The following is a 13634-nucleotide window of genomic DNA, read 5'->3' on the forward strand; positions in this document are numbered from 1 at the left end:
ATGTCGCTGAGCTATCTCGAAACCTCCCTCGACCGGATCGACGCCGCCGCCCGCGACGATGTCATCGAGATCTGCATCAACCCTGATGGCACCTGCTGGGGCGAATTCCAGGGCGATCACTTCATGCGCGCGCTGGACCAGAGGCTTACGGGCGTTCAGGTCAGGGACCTCGGCAACCAGATCGCCTCCTCTGCCAATACCACGATGAGCAAGGACCGCCCCATCGTCTCGGTATCGATCACCTACAAGGGTCGCCCGATCCGCGCACAGGTCATCACCCCGCCCGCCGTGCTCTCGGCCATGTCGATCAGCTTGCGGTTCTTCTCGAGCCTGCCGCTCGAGGGCATTGCACTCGACTTTCTCTATGGCAAAGAGCGCAAGCTCGAAGACCTGCGCGTGGAAAAGAAGCGCGCCTTGCGCGCCGTGGTGGCTGCCGGATTGATCGATGATGCGCTTGCCTTCTGCGTCGAGAACAAACTCAACATGATTGTCTCGGGCGGCACCTCCACCGGCAAAACCGTAGCCGCGCGCAAGATCCTCTCTCACGTACCGGCCGAAGAACGCATCGTCACCATAGAGGAAGCGGCTGAGCTTCTGCCGACCCAGCCAAATGCCGTGACCCTCATCGCCAATCGCGACGCAGAATTCCAGACCGCCGATGTGCTTCTCACCGCCACGCTGCGCATGCGCCCCGACCGGATCATCCTGGGCGAGGTGCGCGGCAAGGAGGCCATGACCTTTCTGGAAGCCATCAACACCGGCCATGGAGGCTCGATGACCACGCTGCATGCCGAAACCCCGCAATTGGCCGTGCAGCGGCTCGCGATCGCGGCGCTGAAGACCGAAATCCCGATGACCTATGCCGACATGATCCAGTACATCGAGAACTCCATCGACGTGATCATCCAGGCCGGCCGCCATGACGGCAAACGCGGCATCACAGAATTCTACCTCCCCGGCGCAACTGAGATTGGAATTTCCCAATGAAGACATTTGAATACGATATTCTGTCCTTTCCCATGACCCGCAAAGCCAGCCTTGCCGACATGCAGGCCAGCCTGAATGCCAAAGGTGCGAAAGGCTGGGAGGTGGTGTCGATCAGCTCCTCGGAATTCGCCAATGTGGGACACACGGTCTTCCTGAAGCGTGAAACCACAGCCACCGGATCCACGGCATGAGGCAGGCGAGCTGTACCCTCGTACTGACTGCGCTGGTCCTGGGCCTGACGTCGGCACCCGGCTTCGCTGAGCGCAATCTCGTGCCGACCCTCGAGCGCAGTTTCGACGTCTGTCCAGACCGGCCCGCTGAACCCGTGTGGATGCAGGAGATCCCCCTGCGCCAATCTTATCAGCGAGTTCTGGTTCAGGACATCTACCGCGCCCAGAACCTCGAGCGGATTGTCGAGACCGTCAGCTGCGCCTGCGAAATCCGGTTCCCGTCCTGGGACGCTGCCGAAGCGGTGTTTCGGGAGAGCTACGCGAGCGACGAACGATGGGAAATGCTCGAAGCCTCCGACGCCTACAACCGCCGCGCCAACGCCGCCCGAACTGCCGCCAAGGCCATCTGCGACGCCGCAGGTAATTGGTAAGGCAGCCCCGCGATGAGTGTCGTCACCTACTTCGTTGAAACCTCCCAGGGCTATCTCGACACCGCCGCAGAAACCCAGTTCGGATCGGTTGCGGCAACGGTTGGCACGCTTCTGGTGCTGGGAACAACGCTGGTGGTGGTTCTCGTTTTCCTGAACATGGTCTACCAGTACAAGGCGATGGACGGACGCACGGCATTCTGGCTCGCGGTCAAGATCGGGCTCATCGGGATATTTGCAACCAACTGGGTGCAGTTCAACGCCCTCTCCTCCGCCATCCTGGCCGGGATCGACAGCATTGCGGGTGCGCTGGTTGCTTCCGTTGGTGGTGGAACTCCCGGCCCTTCTGGCACTTTCGCAGAAGAGTTTGACCGGCTAATCGCGGAACTAGGGGACTATCTCAACGCCGCTGGGTCCGAGCTGAACTGGATGGCAGGGGCCATGCTCGACATTGTCGGGGTCCTCTTGCTCTCGATCCTCGGCGGGCTGGCCGCCTTCATCCTCGTGGCATCCCGCCTGATGATCGCACTTCTGATCGGGATCGCACCGGTGATGATTTTCCTGACCCTCTTCGAGGTCACCAAGGACTATTTCGCGCGCTGGCTGTCGGCGCTGGTCTCCTTCGCGCTCTACCCCATAGTCGTGGCCGGTGTGTTCGCGACAATCACGGGTGTCTCCTCTGCCCTCATCGGCGAACTCGGCGACCCGGAGGGAGCCTCAAACATCGGCGCGCTCATTCCCTTCTTCATGATGGTGCTCATGGCCAAGGGCTTCATCATTGCCACGCCCTTCATCGTCCGCGCGATCTCCGGAAACATTATGATGCCCGCCCTCTCCGGTGGTCTCGGCGGCGGCTACAGCTTTGCCCGCGCCGCCATGGGAAGCCAGCAGGCCTACAATCGCTACCTGATCGGAGGCGCAAGTGGCGCAGAATACGCAGCCCTCAGGGCGCGGCAGTTCTTCGGCGTGCAGCAGATGCCCGTGAGGCAGGGCATGGGGCAGACGGGTTCCGCAGGAGGCGCAGGATCCGCAGACTCGGGGTCAAAAATGCTGGCGCAGCTGGCGAGACTGGGTCGACTTGGCCGACGGTGACGGCCCGTAGCGGACCTTCACATATCGAGTCGCGAAGGTCCGGTTCCGGGGTGTTACTAACATGAAGGAGTGCGCAACGGAAAGCCGTTGCACCATCAGAACATTGACCCCAAGTCAGAAGCCCCTGTCGGGTAAGCGGCAGGCATCGCTTTCACCTGCGCCGCCGTCAGCCCCAGCTTGATCGCCAGCGAGAAGACGTTGATCAGCTCGGCATACTCCGGGCCGAACATGTGGGCTCCGAGGATCTTGCCATCCTTGCCGGTGATAATCTTCGCACCGGCATGTGTTTCACCGATGCGCTTCTGCGAGAACCAGCCCGAGGTGTCGGTGAAGCTCACCTCCACATCACCCACCTCTCGCGCCTCTTCCTCGAGCAACCCGACCCGCGCCAGCTCGGGTATGGTGAACACCACGCTCGGCACTCCAGTGTAGTCGGGTTCAGTCCGCTTGCCCTTCAGCATGTTGGAGGCGGCGATCTTACCTTCGAACACAGCTACCGGGGTCAGCGGCTTTCCTGGCGAGGCGGCAGCGTCTCCGGCCGCATAGATGCGTGGGTTCGACGGAGATTGCAGCCAAGGCATGACCTTCACGCCACCGTGCTCGGTTTCGATATCGGCAGCCGCAAGGTCAAGATGGTCGATGGCAGGCACCCTACCTGCACCGTGAACGACGAGATCGGCTTCGATGGAATGGCTCTGACCGGCCCTGCGGTAGAGCACCCGGCGCGCCCCATTCGCGTCCTCGATCCGTTCCATTTCGGCCTCGGCCGCGATCTTAATCCCGGCTTCGCGGCTCCGTTCGAGCAACATCTTTACGAGTTCGGGGTCAAACATCTTCAACTGGCGTGCGCCGCGGTCGAGGATTGTCACCTCAGCTCCCGCCAGCGCGGCGATATGGGCGAATTCGAAGGAGATGTAGCCGCCACCGACAAAGGCGATCCGGCGCGGCAGTTCGGCGAGGTTCAGGAAATCGGTGCTGTCGATCAGTCGCTCGGCACCGGGAAATTTCAGCGGCCTCGGCTTTGCGCCCGTAGCAATCAGTGCGCGGCGAAAGGCGATCTCGCCGTAGCCGTCGATCTCGATCCGGTCCTCGGCGGTGAAGCGCGCGCGGCCATGTAGCGTTTTCACCCCGGCCTCTGTCAGCGCACTTTCCATGCTCTCGGGCACCGGGTCGGTGAAGCTCTCCTTGTGCTTCATCAGCGTGGGCCAATCGATCCTGGTCTCTCCTGCGACGCCCTTGCCTTCGAGCAGCCGCACGGCCTCCACCGCCTCGGCGCCGGCGCGCAGCATCTTCTTCGGGTCGCAGCCCCGGAGTGCGCAGGTGCCGCCATAAGGCAGCTCGTCGACGATGGCGACGGACCAACCCGCCTGGCTGCATTTTTTCGCGGCGTTGATCCCGGCCATGCCGGCGCCGATGACGATCAGGTCGAGTGTCTCGGTCATATGTGCTCCTCGTTCATGCTTGTCAGTCTGGGGCCGCTTACGCGTTCAACGATAGCGACCCATCAATCGTTCACTCAGCCCCCAGATCGCCATAGTGCCTCCACCCGTCGCAATGCCGAGCCAACGCCAGCCGTCCTCTCCGAGCGGCACCAGCCCCGTGCCATGGCCCAGCACAGGAAGCGTCATCGCCAGCAGGAAGGGCCCGGTGTAGCGGCAATGGACCCGGCCACAGCGCCGGGCATTGAACAGGCAGGCACTTCCCATCCACACCAATGCCAGCAACCAGATCCCCATCTTGGGTCCATCGGGCAGTGGAATCGCCAGCACCATGGCACCTATCGGCAACCACCAGGCAAGAGCGGCGCCGAGAGTCGAACCGAGGAGGTCGCGCTTCGATTTTCCGCTCATGCCTTCACCCAGCGCAGCAACTGAGAGCGGCCACGTCCTTCTCGAAGGTCTGGGCCGCAAGCTTCAGCCCTTCCACTGTCGTGAGATAGGGCATGATGGTATCGCCCAACTCCTCGTAGGTGAGCCCGGCTTTCAGCGCCATCGCTGCGGTCTGGATGCTGTCTGCGCCCTCGGGGGCGAGGATCTGCGCCCCCAGCAGGCGTTTGCTGCCTGCCTCGGCCACCAGCTTGATCAGACCGCGCGTGTCGCGGGCGGCAAGCGCGCGGGGGACTGCGTCGAGCGGCAGGACCGAGGTGAGGACCTCGTGTCCAGCGGCGCGGGCCTGTGCCTCGCTCAGTCCCACGCCCGCCACCTGCGGATCGGAGAACACGACCCAGGGCATCGTGCTGTTGTCGTAGCTGCGTGCCTCTCCCGCCACCGCGTTCCGGGCGGCGAGCTTGGCGCCGTAGGCCGCCATATAGACGAACTGGTTGCGCCCTGTGACATCGCCAGCGGCCCAGACGTTCGAGTTGGTGGTGCGCATCTGCGCGTCCACCACGATGCCGCCGCGCGCGCCGGTCACGATCCCGGCCGCGCCGAGGTTCAAGCCATCACTGTTCGGCACCCGCCCGGTGGCAAGCACCAGTCGCTCGGCGATGAAGTTCTCACCCCCGTTACCGGTCAAACGTAGGCCGTCGCCGTCGCGCACCACGCTCTCGTAGCCGGCGACCCGCGCCAAGCGAATACCCTCGGAAGCGAGGTAGCCCTCCAGTGCTTCGGAAATCTCGGGTTCGGCCTCGGGCAGCACACCGCGGCGGCTGACCAGCGTCACCGCGACACCGGCACGGGCGAAGAGCTGCGCAAACTCCACGCCGATATAGCCCGCACCGAGGACCAGCATTGAGGCGGGTAGAACGGTGAGTTCCAGCGCCGACGTGCTGTCGAGGGCGCCGATATCCTGAATGCCGGGGATCGCGGGCGCGTGGGGACGCGATCCGGTGGCGATAACGATCTTCGCTGCCGGGAACGCCGCGTCGTCTACGGTAAGACTGCCTTTGCCGTCGAACCGGGCGCGACCTTCGATGTAGTCCACGTTCTCGTGCCGAGGCAGCACGTCGGCGTATTTTGCCGCGCGCAACTCCTCAACGAGCGCCTGCTTTTGCGCAACCGTCGCAGTCCAATCAGTCACGCTGGCTTCGGCACTGATGCCGTCAAACCGATTGGCGGCGCGGGCGTGGTGAAGGCCCTCCACGGCGCGGATCAGGGCCTTGGAGGGCACGCAGCCCACGTTCACGCAGGTCCCGCCAATCGTCCCATCGCCGATCAGCGCGACTCGAGCCCCGGCTTCGGCGGCGGTAATGGCGGCCGAAAATCCGGCCGAACCAGCGCCGATCACAGCGAGATCGTAACCGCCCTTGGGAGTGCAGCAATCTTTCATATCATTCTCTCTTCAATTCGTGCGTTGGCGCCGCCAGAGCGCAAAAATGGTGATGCCGATGAACACTGCCAGCGCCGGCAGGAGCACGAAGTCGAGCCAGCCCAGCATGGCCGAGAGCCCGACCGCGCCCAGCAGGACCACAAGGACCGGGGTGAAGCAGCACAGCGCCACCAGGACGGTGCCGATCAGCCCGTATTTCAGCATGCGGTCGTCCTTGGGGTTTGTCTCGCGCTCGCTCACGAGACGTCTTCCTGGGCCACTGTTGCTCCATAGCCCACTCCGGTGACGGCGGCGATCAGCTGGTCCGGGCCGGTGGCGAGATCGTCATAGTGCAGGACGTAAACGCCATCCTCGGCCTCGCCCTCGAGGAATTCCGCGATCTCCACAGTCTCCACGCGCTTGAGCGCAGTGGCGACGATATAGCTGCACGAGGGGCAGGTCAGACCAGTGACGTGCAGGCGGGTCTCGGCTTCGGCTGCAAAGATCGCGGTCGGCGAGATCCAGAGGATGGCAGCGAGTAACACTTGTCTCATGATGGGCTCCGATATCAGAAGGTTAGGATGCGCGGCGCGACATAGGGAAAGACCAAGGCCAGCAGCACCACGGCCAGCGCACCCCAAAGCAGTCCGCGCATCAGGCCGCGATCCACCGGGCGCGCGCAGACCCCGGTGCCACAGTCCTCGGCAGACACAGGTCGGTAAGCCTTCCAGAATCCATAGCCGAGCGCCGCCAAGGCGAAGGAGAGGGTTATCCACTTGTAGGAGTAGAGCGCTGTAAGTTGGCCGATGAAGACCCCGGTGACGCCAAGGCTAACCAGGACCAGCGGCAGGATGCAGCAGGAGGTCATCGCCAGCGCCCCGAGCACCCCGGCGCCAGTGGCGGTCCATCCGGTCCTGTCGGGGCTGTCGCCCTCCCAACGTTCGGTATCGTTCGTCTCGATCGTCATCGTGTCACCCTGTTGTCGTTCGATGACTGACAAGATAGGGTCTGTAGCAGCTACAGGATCAAGGAGAAATTTCATGTCGGCTGATCACGCCCCCGCGAGCGAGCTCAAACGCTCCGATCTGGCCAGGCTGACCGGCTGCAACCTCGAGACGATCCGTTATTACGAAAATGTCGGCCTGGTGCCTGATCCGCCACGCACCGCATCGGGCCATCGCCGCTACAGCACGGCACATGTGGAGCGGCTGAACTTCGTGATGCGCGCGCGGGACCTTGGCTTTACTATGGAAGAGATCCGCGGGCTGCTATCTCTCGTCGATCGCGGCAGCCACACTTGTGCCGAGGTCGAGCGGATGGGGCGCCACCATCTCGAGGTAGTGCGCGACAAGATCCGCGATCTCCAAGTGATCGAGACCGTGCTCGCTCAGACAATCGCACGCTGCACCGGCTCGGACACACCAGATTGCCCCCTGCTCGACGTCCTTAGTGCGGGACAGACCAAGTCAGAGTAATCAGAAAGCTCGGTGGAATAGCTGTCATACACGCGAATTGCAGCGAATGGCCGTTGTCCGCCCTCTATGACCGTCAGACCATGCCCACCGCCCTACCGGTGAATTGGCTTTTTGCCACCCTCCTCCTCTCGCAGCATCTCTTCCATTTCATCCAATCCATCGACAGCAGAGCGCATCTGCGCCTCATCATCCACGCCCACTGTCTCGGCATCCGCAACCTGGCCCCCAAAATCCATTTCCATCTGTCGCTGTTCCTCGGCGATTACGGCTTGAACGACAGGCGCAGTCTTCTTTGGGGTGACATCGGTTTGCCCTGACGATTGGCCATCAGCAGCGTGGCGTGCGGCCTCAACGTCGGCGTCGGGTCCGCCTGCTCCGTCCGAAGGCGGCGTCATCGGCATGGCGCGCACACTCAGCGGCAGCGTGCCCTGCGGCCCCCCTCCCCCCGGCTTCGGAAACGGCAACTCCCCCGTCTGCGCCGCGTGGATCGCCTTGAACAGCCGATCGTCAAAATATTGGATCCGCTTCGCGCGGACCGGCATCTGGGCATCGATCACCATGACGATCTCGTCGAGCGGCAGGCGGCGCGCCTCATCCTCGGGCAGGAGAGAGCTTTCTTCGGTCCGGGTGGACTGGCTGCGTCCTTCAAAGGGGTTCTTGCCGATGGACTGGGAGCGCGTGATGACGGTCTTCGTGGTCTTGCCAACCGCCTTGCTCAGCTCTTCGACGGTCTTCTCATCAGAAGGCGTCAGGTAGAGCTTCACGCCCGCGTTGCCCTGCAGGGCGCGGCGGGTGTTCTCGCCGTAGATTTCATCGAGGGCGGGGATGGTTTGCGTGACCACAGCCAAATGCCCGCGATAGGTGCGCAGGGTCTCGATGCTCTCGACCACGATGGGCATCTTGCCCAAGCGATTGAACTCGTCGAGCATGATCATCACTGGCCACGGCTCATCCGGCCCGGGGTCCTTTTCCTGCATCGCCGAGAGGAGATCGGAGAAGAAGAGCCGGATCAGCGGCGCGAGGGGTTTCACCATCAGCGGCTGGACCACGAGATAGACCGAAAAAGGCTTCTTGCGGATCGTGCGGAAATCAAAGTCCGAGACTGCCGTCGCCTCATCGATGGCCGGGTTCTGCCATTGATCGAGCCCCGAGGTCATCAGGAGCGAGACGTAAGAGGTCAGCGTGTCATTATTGGTCGAGGCCAGCCGGGTGAAGATCAGCTTGGCGGCCCTGTTGTCGACCTCGTGGCCGCGCGCGAAGTATTCCTTCTGCTTGTTCCCGCCCGAGGCGGCGATCCGATAGATTTCGCCCAAGGTGGGGCGCTTGCGCTGGAAGGCCAAGAGCCCTGCCGCCACGAAGAGATCGATCCCGCCCTTGAGGAGGCCCTGCACCCGGTCATTGTCGCTCTGCAGGAACAGCGTCGCCAGGAGCTGCAGTTCCATCTGCTGGCGCGCGGGATCTTTCAGTTGATGGATGCGCAGGAGCGGGTTGTAGCGATGGGTGCGCTTGCCCTCCCAATCGGTGGGGGCAAAGCGATAGACCTTGTCGCCTTGGCCTGCGCGGTGCCGGGCCGTTGCCTCGAAACACTCGCCCTTCACATCGAGCGTCACGGCGGAGCCTTGCCAGGTCAGCAGGTTCGGAATGACGAAGCCCGTAGTCTTGCCGCGACCGGTGGGGGCCACGATCAGCGCATGCGGGAAAACCTTCGAGCAGATGTAATTGGCGCGGGAGCCCGGCGGCCCCAGCTTGCCGAGGATGAACCCGGTGCCGGGCGCCCCGAAGAACCCATTGGCCTTCATCTCGCGCGCGGTCTGCCAATGGGTCTGGCCAAAGCGTGTCAGGGCGGACCCCGAGAGGGCGAGGCTCAGCATCAGGCCGGCGGCAGCGAAGCTGCCGATGATCAGGTGAATAAGTTGCGCATCCTCCGGGCGGCGGTCCAGGATCGCCAGATAGTTCTGCGCGATATATGCAAAGTCGATCTCGGCCCCGAAACCAAGGTCCTGGTAGGTCAGCACCGCCGAGGCGATGGTATAGCCCATCGCCCCGGTCACCAGCGTCACCAGCAAGACGCCGGTTGCGATCCGCGCTTTTCCCATGGAGGCGCTCAATGGACCTGACCCCGCTCGGTCTCGCCATCCACGTCTGTCGCGCGGTGTTTTTCATATTCGGTGTCGGCAAGATCATCGACCACCTGGCGCAAGGCCTCCGTGTTGGCCGTCGCTGCATCCGATTGCAGGTAAACCTTGGCGACATAGAGCCGGTCGAGACGGTCCTCGAGAACCTTCTCCAGCGCATCGGCATCGCCGGATGTGAGCCGCTCAAGTTGACGGTTATCAAGCACCCGCGCGATCTCGTCGCGGAAGGCGTCCCGCTCCGCCTCGGTCTCGAAGGGCGCGGACAACTCCCCCGCCCGCTCATGGTCCAGGACACCCGCAATATCGTCTGCGAGGCGGTCGGCACTGCCAGACTGCGGCGCAGTTTCACCACGGGCTGCGAGGAGTGCGTCGCGCATGCCAGACCCGAGCCCGTCGCGCATCTCGGTTTCGCGGCGGACCTGATTGATGACCTCCGTGTCGCGTATCTCGACGACGGCCGCATAGGTCGCGCCAAGCCCGCGGGCGAGGTGGGACGGCATGTCCGGATAGCGCGCGCGCAAATCATCCGTAACTGCATCTGCAACGGGCGTGCGGATGTCGCGTCCCTCCATGATCCGGTCGACCTCGCGGGTGATCTCGCTGGCGCGGGCCGCATCGGTGATGGTCTCCCTGTAGGGCTCAGACCGATCGATCACATCGCCAGGACGTGCGAGCAAGTCCGGGTGTGCCTCGAGATAAGCGCGCTGCTCCGTCTCGATCCGGCGCTCCGCCCGTGAGACAACCTCCCAGTCCCGGTCCTCGATCTGCTGCGCTGTCAGGCCGTCTGCGCGCATTTCCTGACGGATTGTCCCTTCCATCGCCCGGACCGCGCCCTCATGATAATGGAACCGCTCGCAAACCGCTTCTGCTTCCACGACGCCATCCCGGCGCAGCACGTTCTCGCGCTCCAACAGCGTACCAAGCTCGACATGCACATCGTTGAGAATGGCTCGCGCCTGTTCCAGATCGGCGCGGCGTTCGAGGTTCAGATCGCGCGTCTCGGCCACTTTGGAGAGATCATTGGCGATCCATTGATGCTCGAGCGCGGCGCTCGAGGCCCCGGTCTCGATCCGGGCCACCACTTCCGATGTGCTGATCCCGGTGCCCCGTAGTGCTACGTCAATGCGCGATCTCAGGTCGGGCTCGGCCAGTCGCTCGCGCTGGCTGGCATCGATATTGGCCTCGGAATAGATCCCGCCTTCCGAGGGGGTCTCTGACAGCGTGGATGATCGCAAACCGAGAGGCTGCATGTGCTGGACCTGCGTCTGGATCTCGATGAGGCGTTTTTCCAGCACGGGGCGTTCCGCGTCAGGCTTCTCGGCGATCATGCCCTGCACCCGCGCGAGCTTCTCGGCATAGAGGCTTCTCAGATCCTCGAAACTTTGATCCTCGGCCATATACACATCTCCTGTTCGGTCCACCTGCCCGCCGCGCGCCAGCACCTCGCCCGCGCGGAAGAGTGCCGCGGCGATGTCTTCCCGGGCCTCCCGGGAGGCCTCTGCGGCAAGCGAATGGTAGACGGTTCTGGTGTTGACGATCTCCGCCAGCGTCCGGGTCAGGTCCTGCCCCACGCGTTCGCGCTCGCGGGGCGCGCGACCCTCTTCTTTCGCCGCATAAACCTCGCTGGTGCGGGCCGGGTAATGCACGACGCCGCGCTCCACCCGCCGCGTGGCTTCCAGCCGCACGCCGTACTTCTCCGCCTCCTCGACCATGGCGAGGCGGAAATCGTCGTAGTTGAAGCGGTGGTTGCGCCCCAGAAAGAAGAACTCGCCTTCCTGCGAGCGGCGGTTCAGCACCAGATGCGCATGGGGGTGATCGCGGTCCTCATGCACCGCGATGATGTAGTCGAAATGCCCCGCATCGGTCTGGAAGAACCGCTCGGCCACATCCGTCGCAATGTCGCGCACATCCTCCCCGCGCGTGCCGATGGGGAAGGACATGAGCATGTGGGTGGTCTGTCCGAGCTTGGGCTTAAAGCCCGCATCCCACCGCTTGGCAAAGCGCTCCGTCAGGTCCTTGATGTCACCCGCCTCGAGCTTCGCCTTGCCATCCAAGAACCCGCTCGAGTCGACAATATGGGTGGACTTGGTGGTGAGGTAATCGAGCTGGTTTGCGAGCTGCGATTTGGTATGCGTGCCGCCGCCCCGGATCGCCTTGAAGACCGCTGGCCGATGCCCTGCTGCCGCACGCGTAAGCTGGGTCTGCTTGGCCACGTGCAAACCTTGCATCGAGCCCCGGACGCGGCTCCAGCCATCCCGGAAGACCTCGCCCGTGACGGCATGGACGGCATCATTCAGCCGCATGGGCAAACTCCCTCAGCGCGGCCGTGGCCTGCAGCTGCATCGCATCACGACGGCGGCGCAGAAGCAGATCGATCTCGTCAGCAGAATCCAGGATGAACCGCGCCAGCCCGCGCATCTGCGCAAGGCGCAATTCGGTGAACTCGGCACTCGTGCCCCCCACGGCCCCCTGCCCCTGCCGGTTGGCCTGCGTCATCTGCTTGGCAATCTGCGCGACCCCATTGCCGACCTCGTGCAGAGAGGCGCGGTAGCGCGCCATCTCTGCTGCCATCTGCGCGTCCGGAACGAACACCCCGCCTGCCGCCTGAATGAGCCGCCTGAGCCCCTCGGCACGGCTCTCGATCCCGGCCTCGGCCAGCACCTCGTCGAGCGCCGCAAGCTCCGCAGCCGTGACCTTCACACTGACTGCTGAGACCGGAATAGCGGTATCGGTCTGGCGCTCGGCATCAGCTTTGAGCGTGTACTGGATCGCCCGCACCGACACGCCAAACCGTTCCGCCAGCACTGAAGTGGAAACGCCTTCCGCAGCTTCGCGAACGATCTCCATGCGCTCCGCATCGATGAGGCGTTTTGAGCGAGACATGCGAAGAAAGACCCCCTATTTCCTGCCACCTTCCACCAAGGCTGCCCCTACCTTACGATAATATACCAAGCTGTCAATTATATACTTACGTCGCAATCAGGCTCAGGCAGCCTTGGTGTCCGCTTCACGCCGCGGCCCGCAGGGACGCGGCTCTGCCGCCCTCACCACCGGGCGACCCACCTGTCCCAGGGGTCCCGTCCGCCAGCCCCGCCCGAGGGTCTGGCCGAACACCCATGTGTTCGGACGGAACCGCGGGCGGGCGCAAACCCCTCCGACAGGGCGGACAGGCAGGGTCAAGGAGGGCCAGATTTGGGCCCCCAAATCTCTGCCGCAAAAACCGGGAGGCCCTGGCCGATAGGTTTTTGTGGATGGCCCCCTTGAGGCTGACTGGCCGGTCTGTCGCGGCCTGTTCATTCCGGGCGGAGTGCGTCCGTTGAACGCGCAGGGACCGGCATCCCTGGAACAGGGATCGGGCCGCCCCAAGATCGTCCTGGGGCGGCCCATCCTCGTCAGAGGATTTAGTCCTGGGGATCTTTCGCGCTCGGTGGGAACATCACCAGCTCCGAGACCGCGACCGGGAAGTCGAGCTTGAGGCTGAAGAACTCCGAGCCGTCCCCGTTGCGGGTGTTGCGGAACATCGCGCCCACGCGCTGAAAACGGGTGCGCTCCTGGCCATCGGTATCGGTGAACTTGACGGGGACGGTGGCGATGTAGTGGTTGGTCATTTGGGTCTCTCCTTGTTGCGATGGGGATCACCCGGCACGGGGGCAAGAGGGCCGGTCGCAAGCGCAAATGCGGAGGGTCCGCGGCTAGCCGTGGAAGCCGTATTTGTGCTTGCCGAAGCGTGAGCTGAGGGCACGATTGGGCCGACCCCGTGCGATCCACATCTATGAGCAAAAAGGAGAGACCCGGATGACCCTTGCTATCACGCAGCCGCCACCATCCGCGTCCGCGTCCCGCCGAGCCTTGCCGGGGTGCTGACGGAGCCCGCCCGCGTGGATGCGATGTTCCGAAACATGCCCCGAGGGACGTGCAGGTCTTCAGCCTCATGTGCGACGTCTCGACCCCTCGCGTCTTGCGCTGCTGACGATGTGCGTGTGGTGCGCGCCATCCCCAGCCCGTACCGATGCGGATGGGCCGCACGCTGACGTAACGGGTAGAAGGATGACGGTGCTGGCTGCTGCGAGCTGCCGATTACGCGTGACCGACCGCACGCGC

15 protein-coding genes are annotated in these 13634 nt (G+C 63.7%); 5 read left to right on the forward strand and 10 right to left on the reverse strand.

Annotated elements, in window-relative coordinates; all coding sequences use genetic code 11:
- From ARCT_RS0102120 to ARCT_RS0102135, 4 genes are read left to right on the forward strand one after another with little or no spacing between them, the layout of a single operon-like run.
- Positions 1-987, forward strand: a complete 987-nt coding sequence (locus tag ARCT_RS0102120) for an ATPase, T2SS/T4P/T4SS family (protein ID WP_027238611.1) — start codon at positions 1-3, stop codon at positions 985-987.
- Positions 984-1178 carry a hypothetical protein gene (locus ARCT_RS0102125; RefSeq protein WP_024099331.1) on the forward strand — a complete coding sequence of 65 codons (195 nt, stop codon included), beginning with the start codon at positions 984-986 and terminating at the stop codon, positions 1176-1178. Before ARCT_RS0102120 ends, ARCT_RS0102125 begins: the two co-directional genes overlap by 4 nt.
- On the forward strand, positions 1175-1588 hold the full coding sequence (locus tag ARCT_RS0102130) for a hypothetical protein (protein ID WP_024099330.1): 414 nt from the start codon (positions 1175-1177) through the stop codon (positions 1586-1588). The genes ARCT_RS0102125 and ARCT_RS0102130 overlap by 4 nt, the downstream gene beginning before the upstream one ends.
- 12 nt (positions 1589-1600) lie before the next feature.
- Positions 1601-2677 (forward strand): type IV secretion system protein, encoded by a 1077-nt coding sequence (locus ARCT_RS0102135; RefSeq protein WP_024099329.1) that lies wholly within the window; start codon positions 1601-1603, stop codon positions 2675-2677.
- Between the two features lie 95 nt (positions 2678-2772).
- On the opposite strand, the gene ARCT_RS0102140 is transcribed toward ARCT_RS0102135, so the two are convergent.
- The 6 genes from ARCT_RS0102140 to ARCT_RS0102165 are packed head-to-tail and all read right to left on the reverse strand — an operon-like array spanning position 2773 to position 6890.
- Complete coding sequence (locus ARCT_RS0102140) at positions 2773-4119, reverse strand: dihydrolipoyl dehydrogenase family protein (protein WP_024099328.1); 1347 nt, start codon at positions 4117-4119, stop codon at positions 2773-2775.
- Positions 4120-4164: 45 nt separating this feature from the next.
- Positions 4165-4527, reverse strand: a complete 363-nt coding sequence (locus ARCT_RS0102145; protein WP_027238612.1) for a hypothetical protein — start codon at positions 4525-4527, stop codon at positions 4165-4167.
- 4 nt (positions 4528-4531) lie between these two features.
- The gene (gene merA, locus ARCT_RS0102150; protein ID WP_024099326.1) at positions 4532-5944 is read right to left on the reverse strand and encodes a mercury(II) reductase; all 1413 of its coding nucleotides are present in this window, start codon (positions 5942-5944) and stop codon (positions 4532-4534) included.
- A 12-nt stretch (positions 5945-5956) separates the two neighbouring features.
- Positions 5957-6148 carry a mercury resistance system transport protein MerF gene (merF, locus tag ARCT_RS0102155; protein ID WP_081731463.1) on the reverse strand — a complete coding sequence of 64 codons (192 nt, stop codon included), beginning with the start codon at positions 6146-6148 and terminating at the stop codon, positions 5957-5959.
- Between the two features lie 32 nt (positions 6149-6180).
- Complete coding sequence (locus ARCT_RS0102160; protein WP_027238613.1) at positions 6181-6477, reverse strand: hypothetical protein; 297 nt, start codon at positions 6475-6477, stop codon at positions 6181-6183.
- A 14-nt stretch (positions 6478-6491) separates the two neighbouring features.
- The gene (locus tag ARCT_RS0102165) at positions 6492-6890 is read right to left on the reverse strand and encodes a mercuric transporter MerT family protein (protein ID WP_024099323.1); all 399 of its coding nucleotides are present in this window, start codon (positions 6888-6890) and stop codon (positions 6492-6494) included.
- Between the two features lie 73 nt (positions 6891-6963).
- Between ARCT_RS0102165 and ARCT_RS0102170 the strand changes: the two genes are divergently transcribed.
- Positions 6964-7398 (forward strand): MerR family transcriptional regulator, encoded by a 435-nt coding sequence (locus tag ARCT_RS0102170; protein ID WP_024099322.1) that lies wholly within the window; start codon positions 6964-6966, stop codon positions 7396-7398.
- A 92-nt stretch (positions 7399-7490) separates the two neighbouring features.
- On the opposite strand, the gene ARCT_RS0102175 is transcribed toward ARCT_RS0102170, so the two are convergent.
- From ARCT_RS0102175 to ARCT_RS0102190, 4 genes are all read right to left on the reverse strand, one after another.
- On the reverse strand, positions 7491-9494 hold the full coding sequence (locus ARCT_RS0102175) for a type IV secretory system conjugative DNA transfer family protein (RefSeq protein ID WP_024099321.1): 2004 nt from the start codon (positions 9492-9494) through the stop codon (positions 7491-7493).
- An 8-nt stretch (positions 9495-9502) separates the two neighbouring features.
- The gene (locus ARCT_RS0102180; RefSeq protein ID WP_027238614.1) at positions 9503-11836 is read right to left on the reverse strand and encodes a relaxase/mobilization nuclease domain-containing protein; all 2334 of its coding nucleotides are present in this window, start codon (positions 11834-11836) and stop codon (positions 9503-9505) included.
- Positions 11823-12416 (reverse strand): helix-turn-helix domain-containing protein, encoded by a 594-nt coding sequence (locus tag ARCT_RS0102185; RefSeq protein WP_027238615.1) that lies wholly within the window; start codon positions 12414-12416, stop codon positions 11823-11825. The genes ARCT_RS0102180 and ARCT_RS0102185 overlap by 14 nt, the downstream gene beginning before the upstream one ends.
- A 518-nt stretch (positions 12417-12934) precedes the next feature.
- Positions 12935-13141, reverse strand: a complete 207-nt coding sequence (locus tag ARCT_RS0102190; RefSeq protein ID WP_027238616.1) for a hypothetical protein — start codon at positions 13139-13141, stop codon at positions 12935-12937.
- Positions 13142-13634 lie beyond the last annotated feature (493 nt).

Origin of the sequence: Pseudophaeobacter arcticus DSM 23566 (genome assembly GCF_000473205.1) — a bacterium.
Taxonomy (GTDB): Bacteria; Pseudomonadota; Alphaproteobacteria; order Rhodobacterales; family Rhodobacteraceae; genus Pseudophaeobacter; species Pseudophaeobacter arcticus.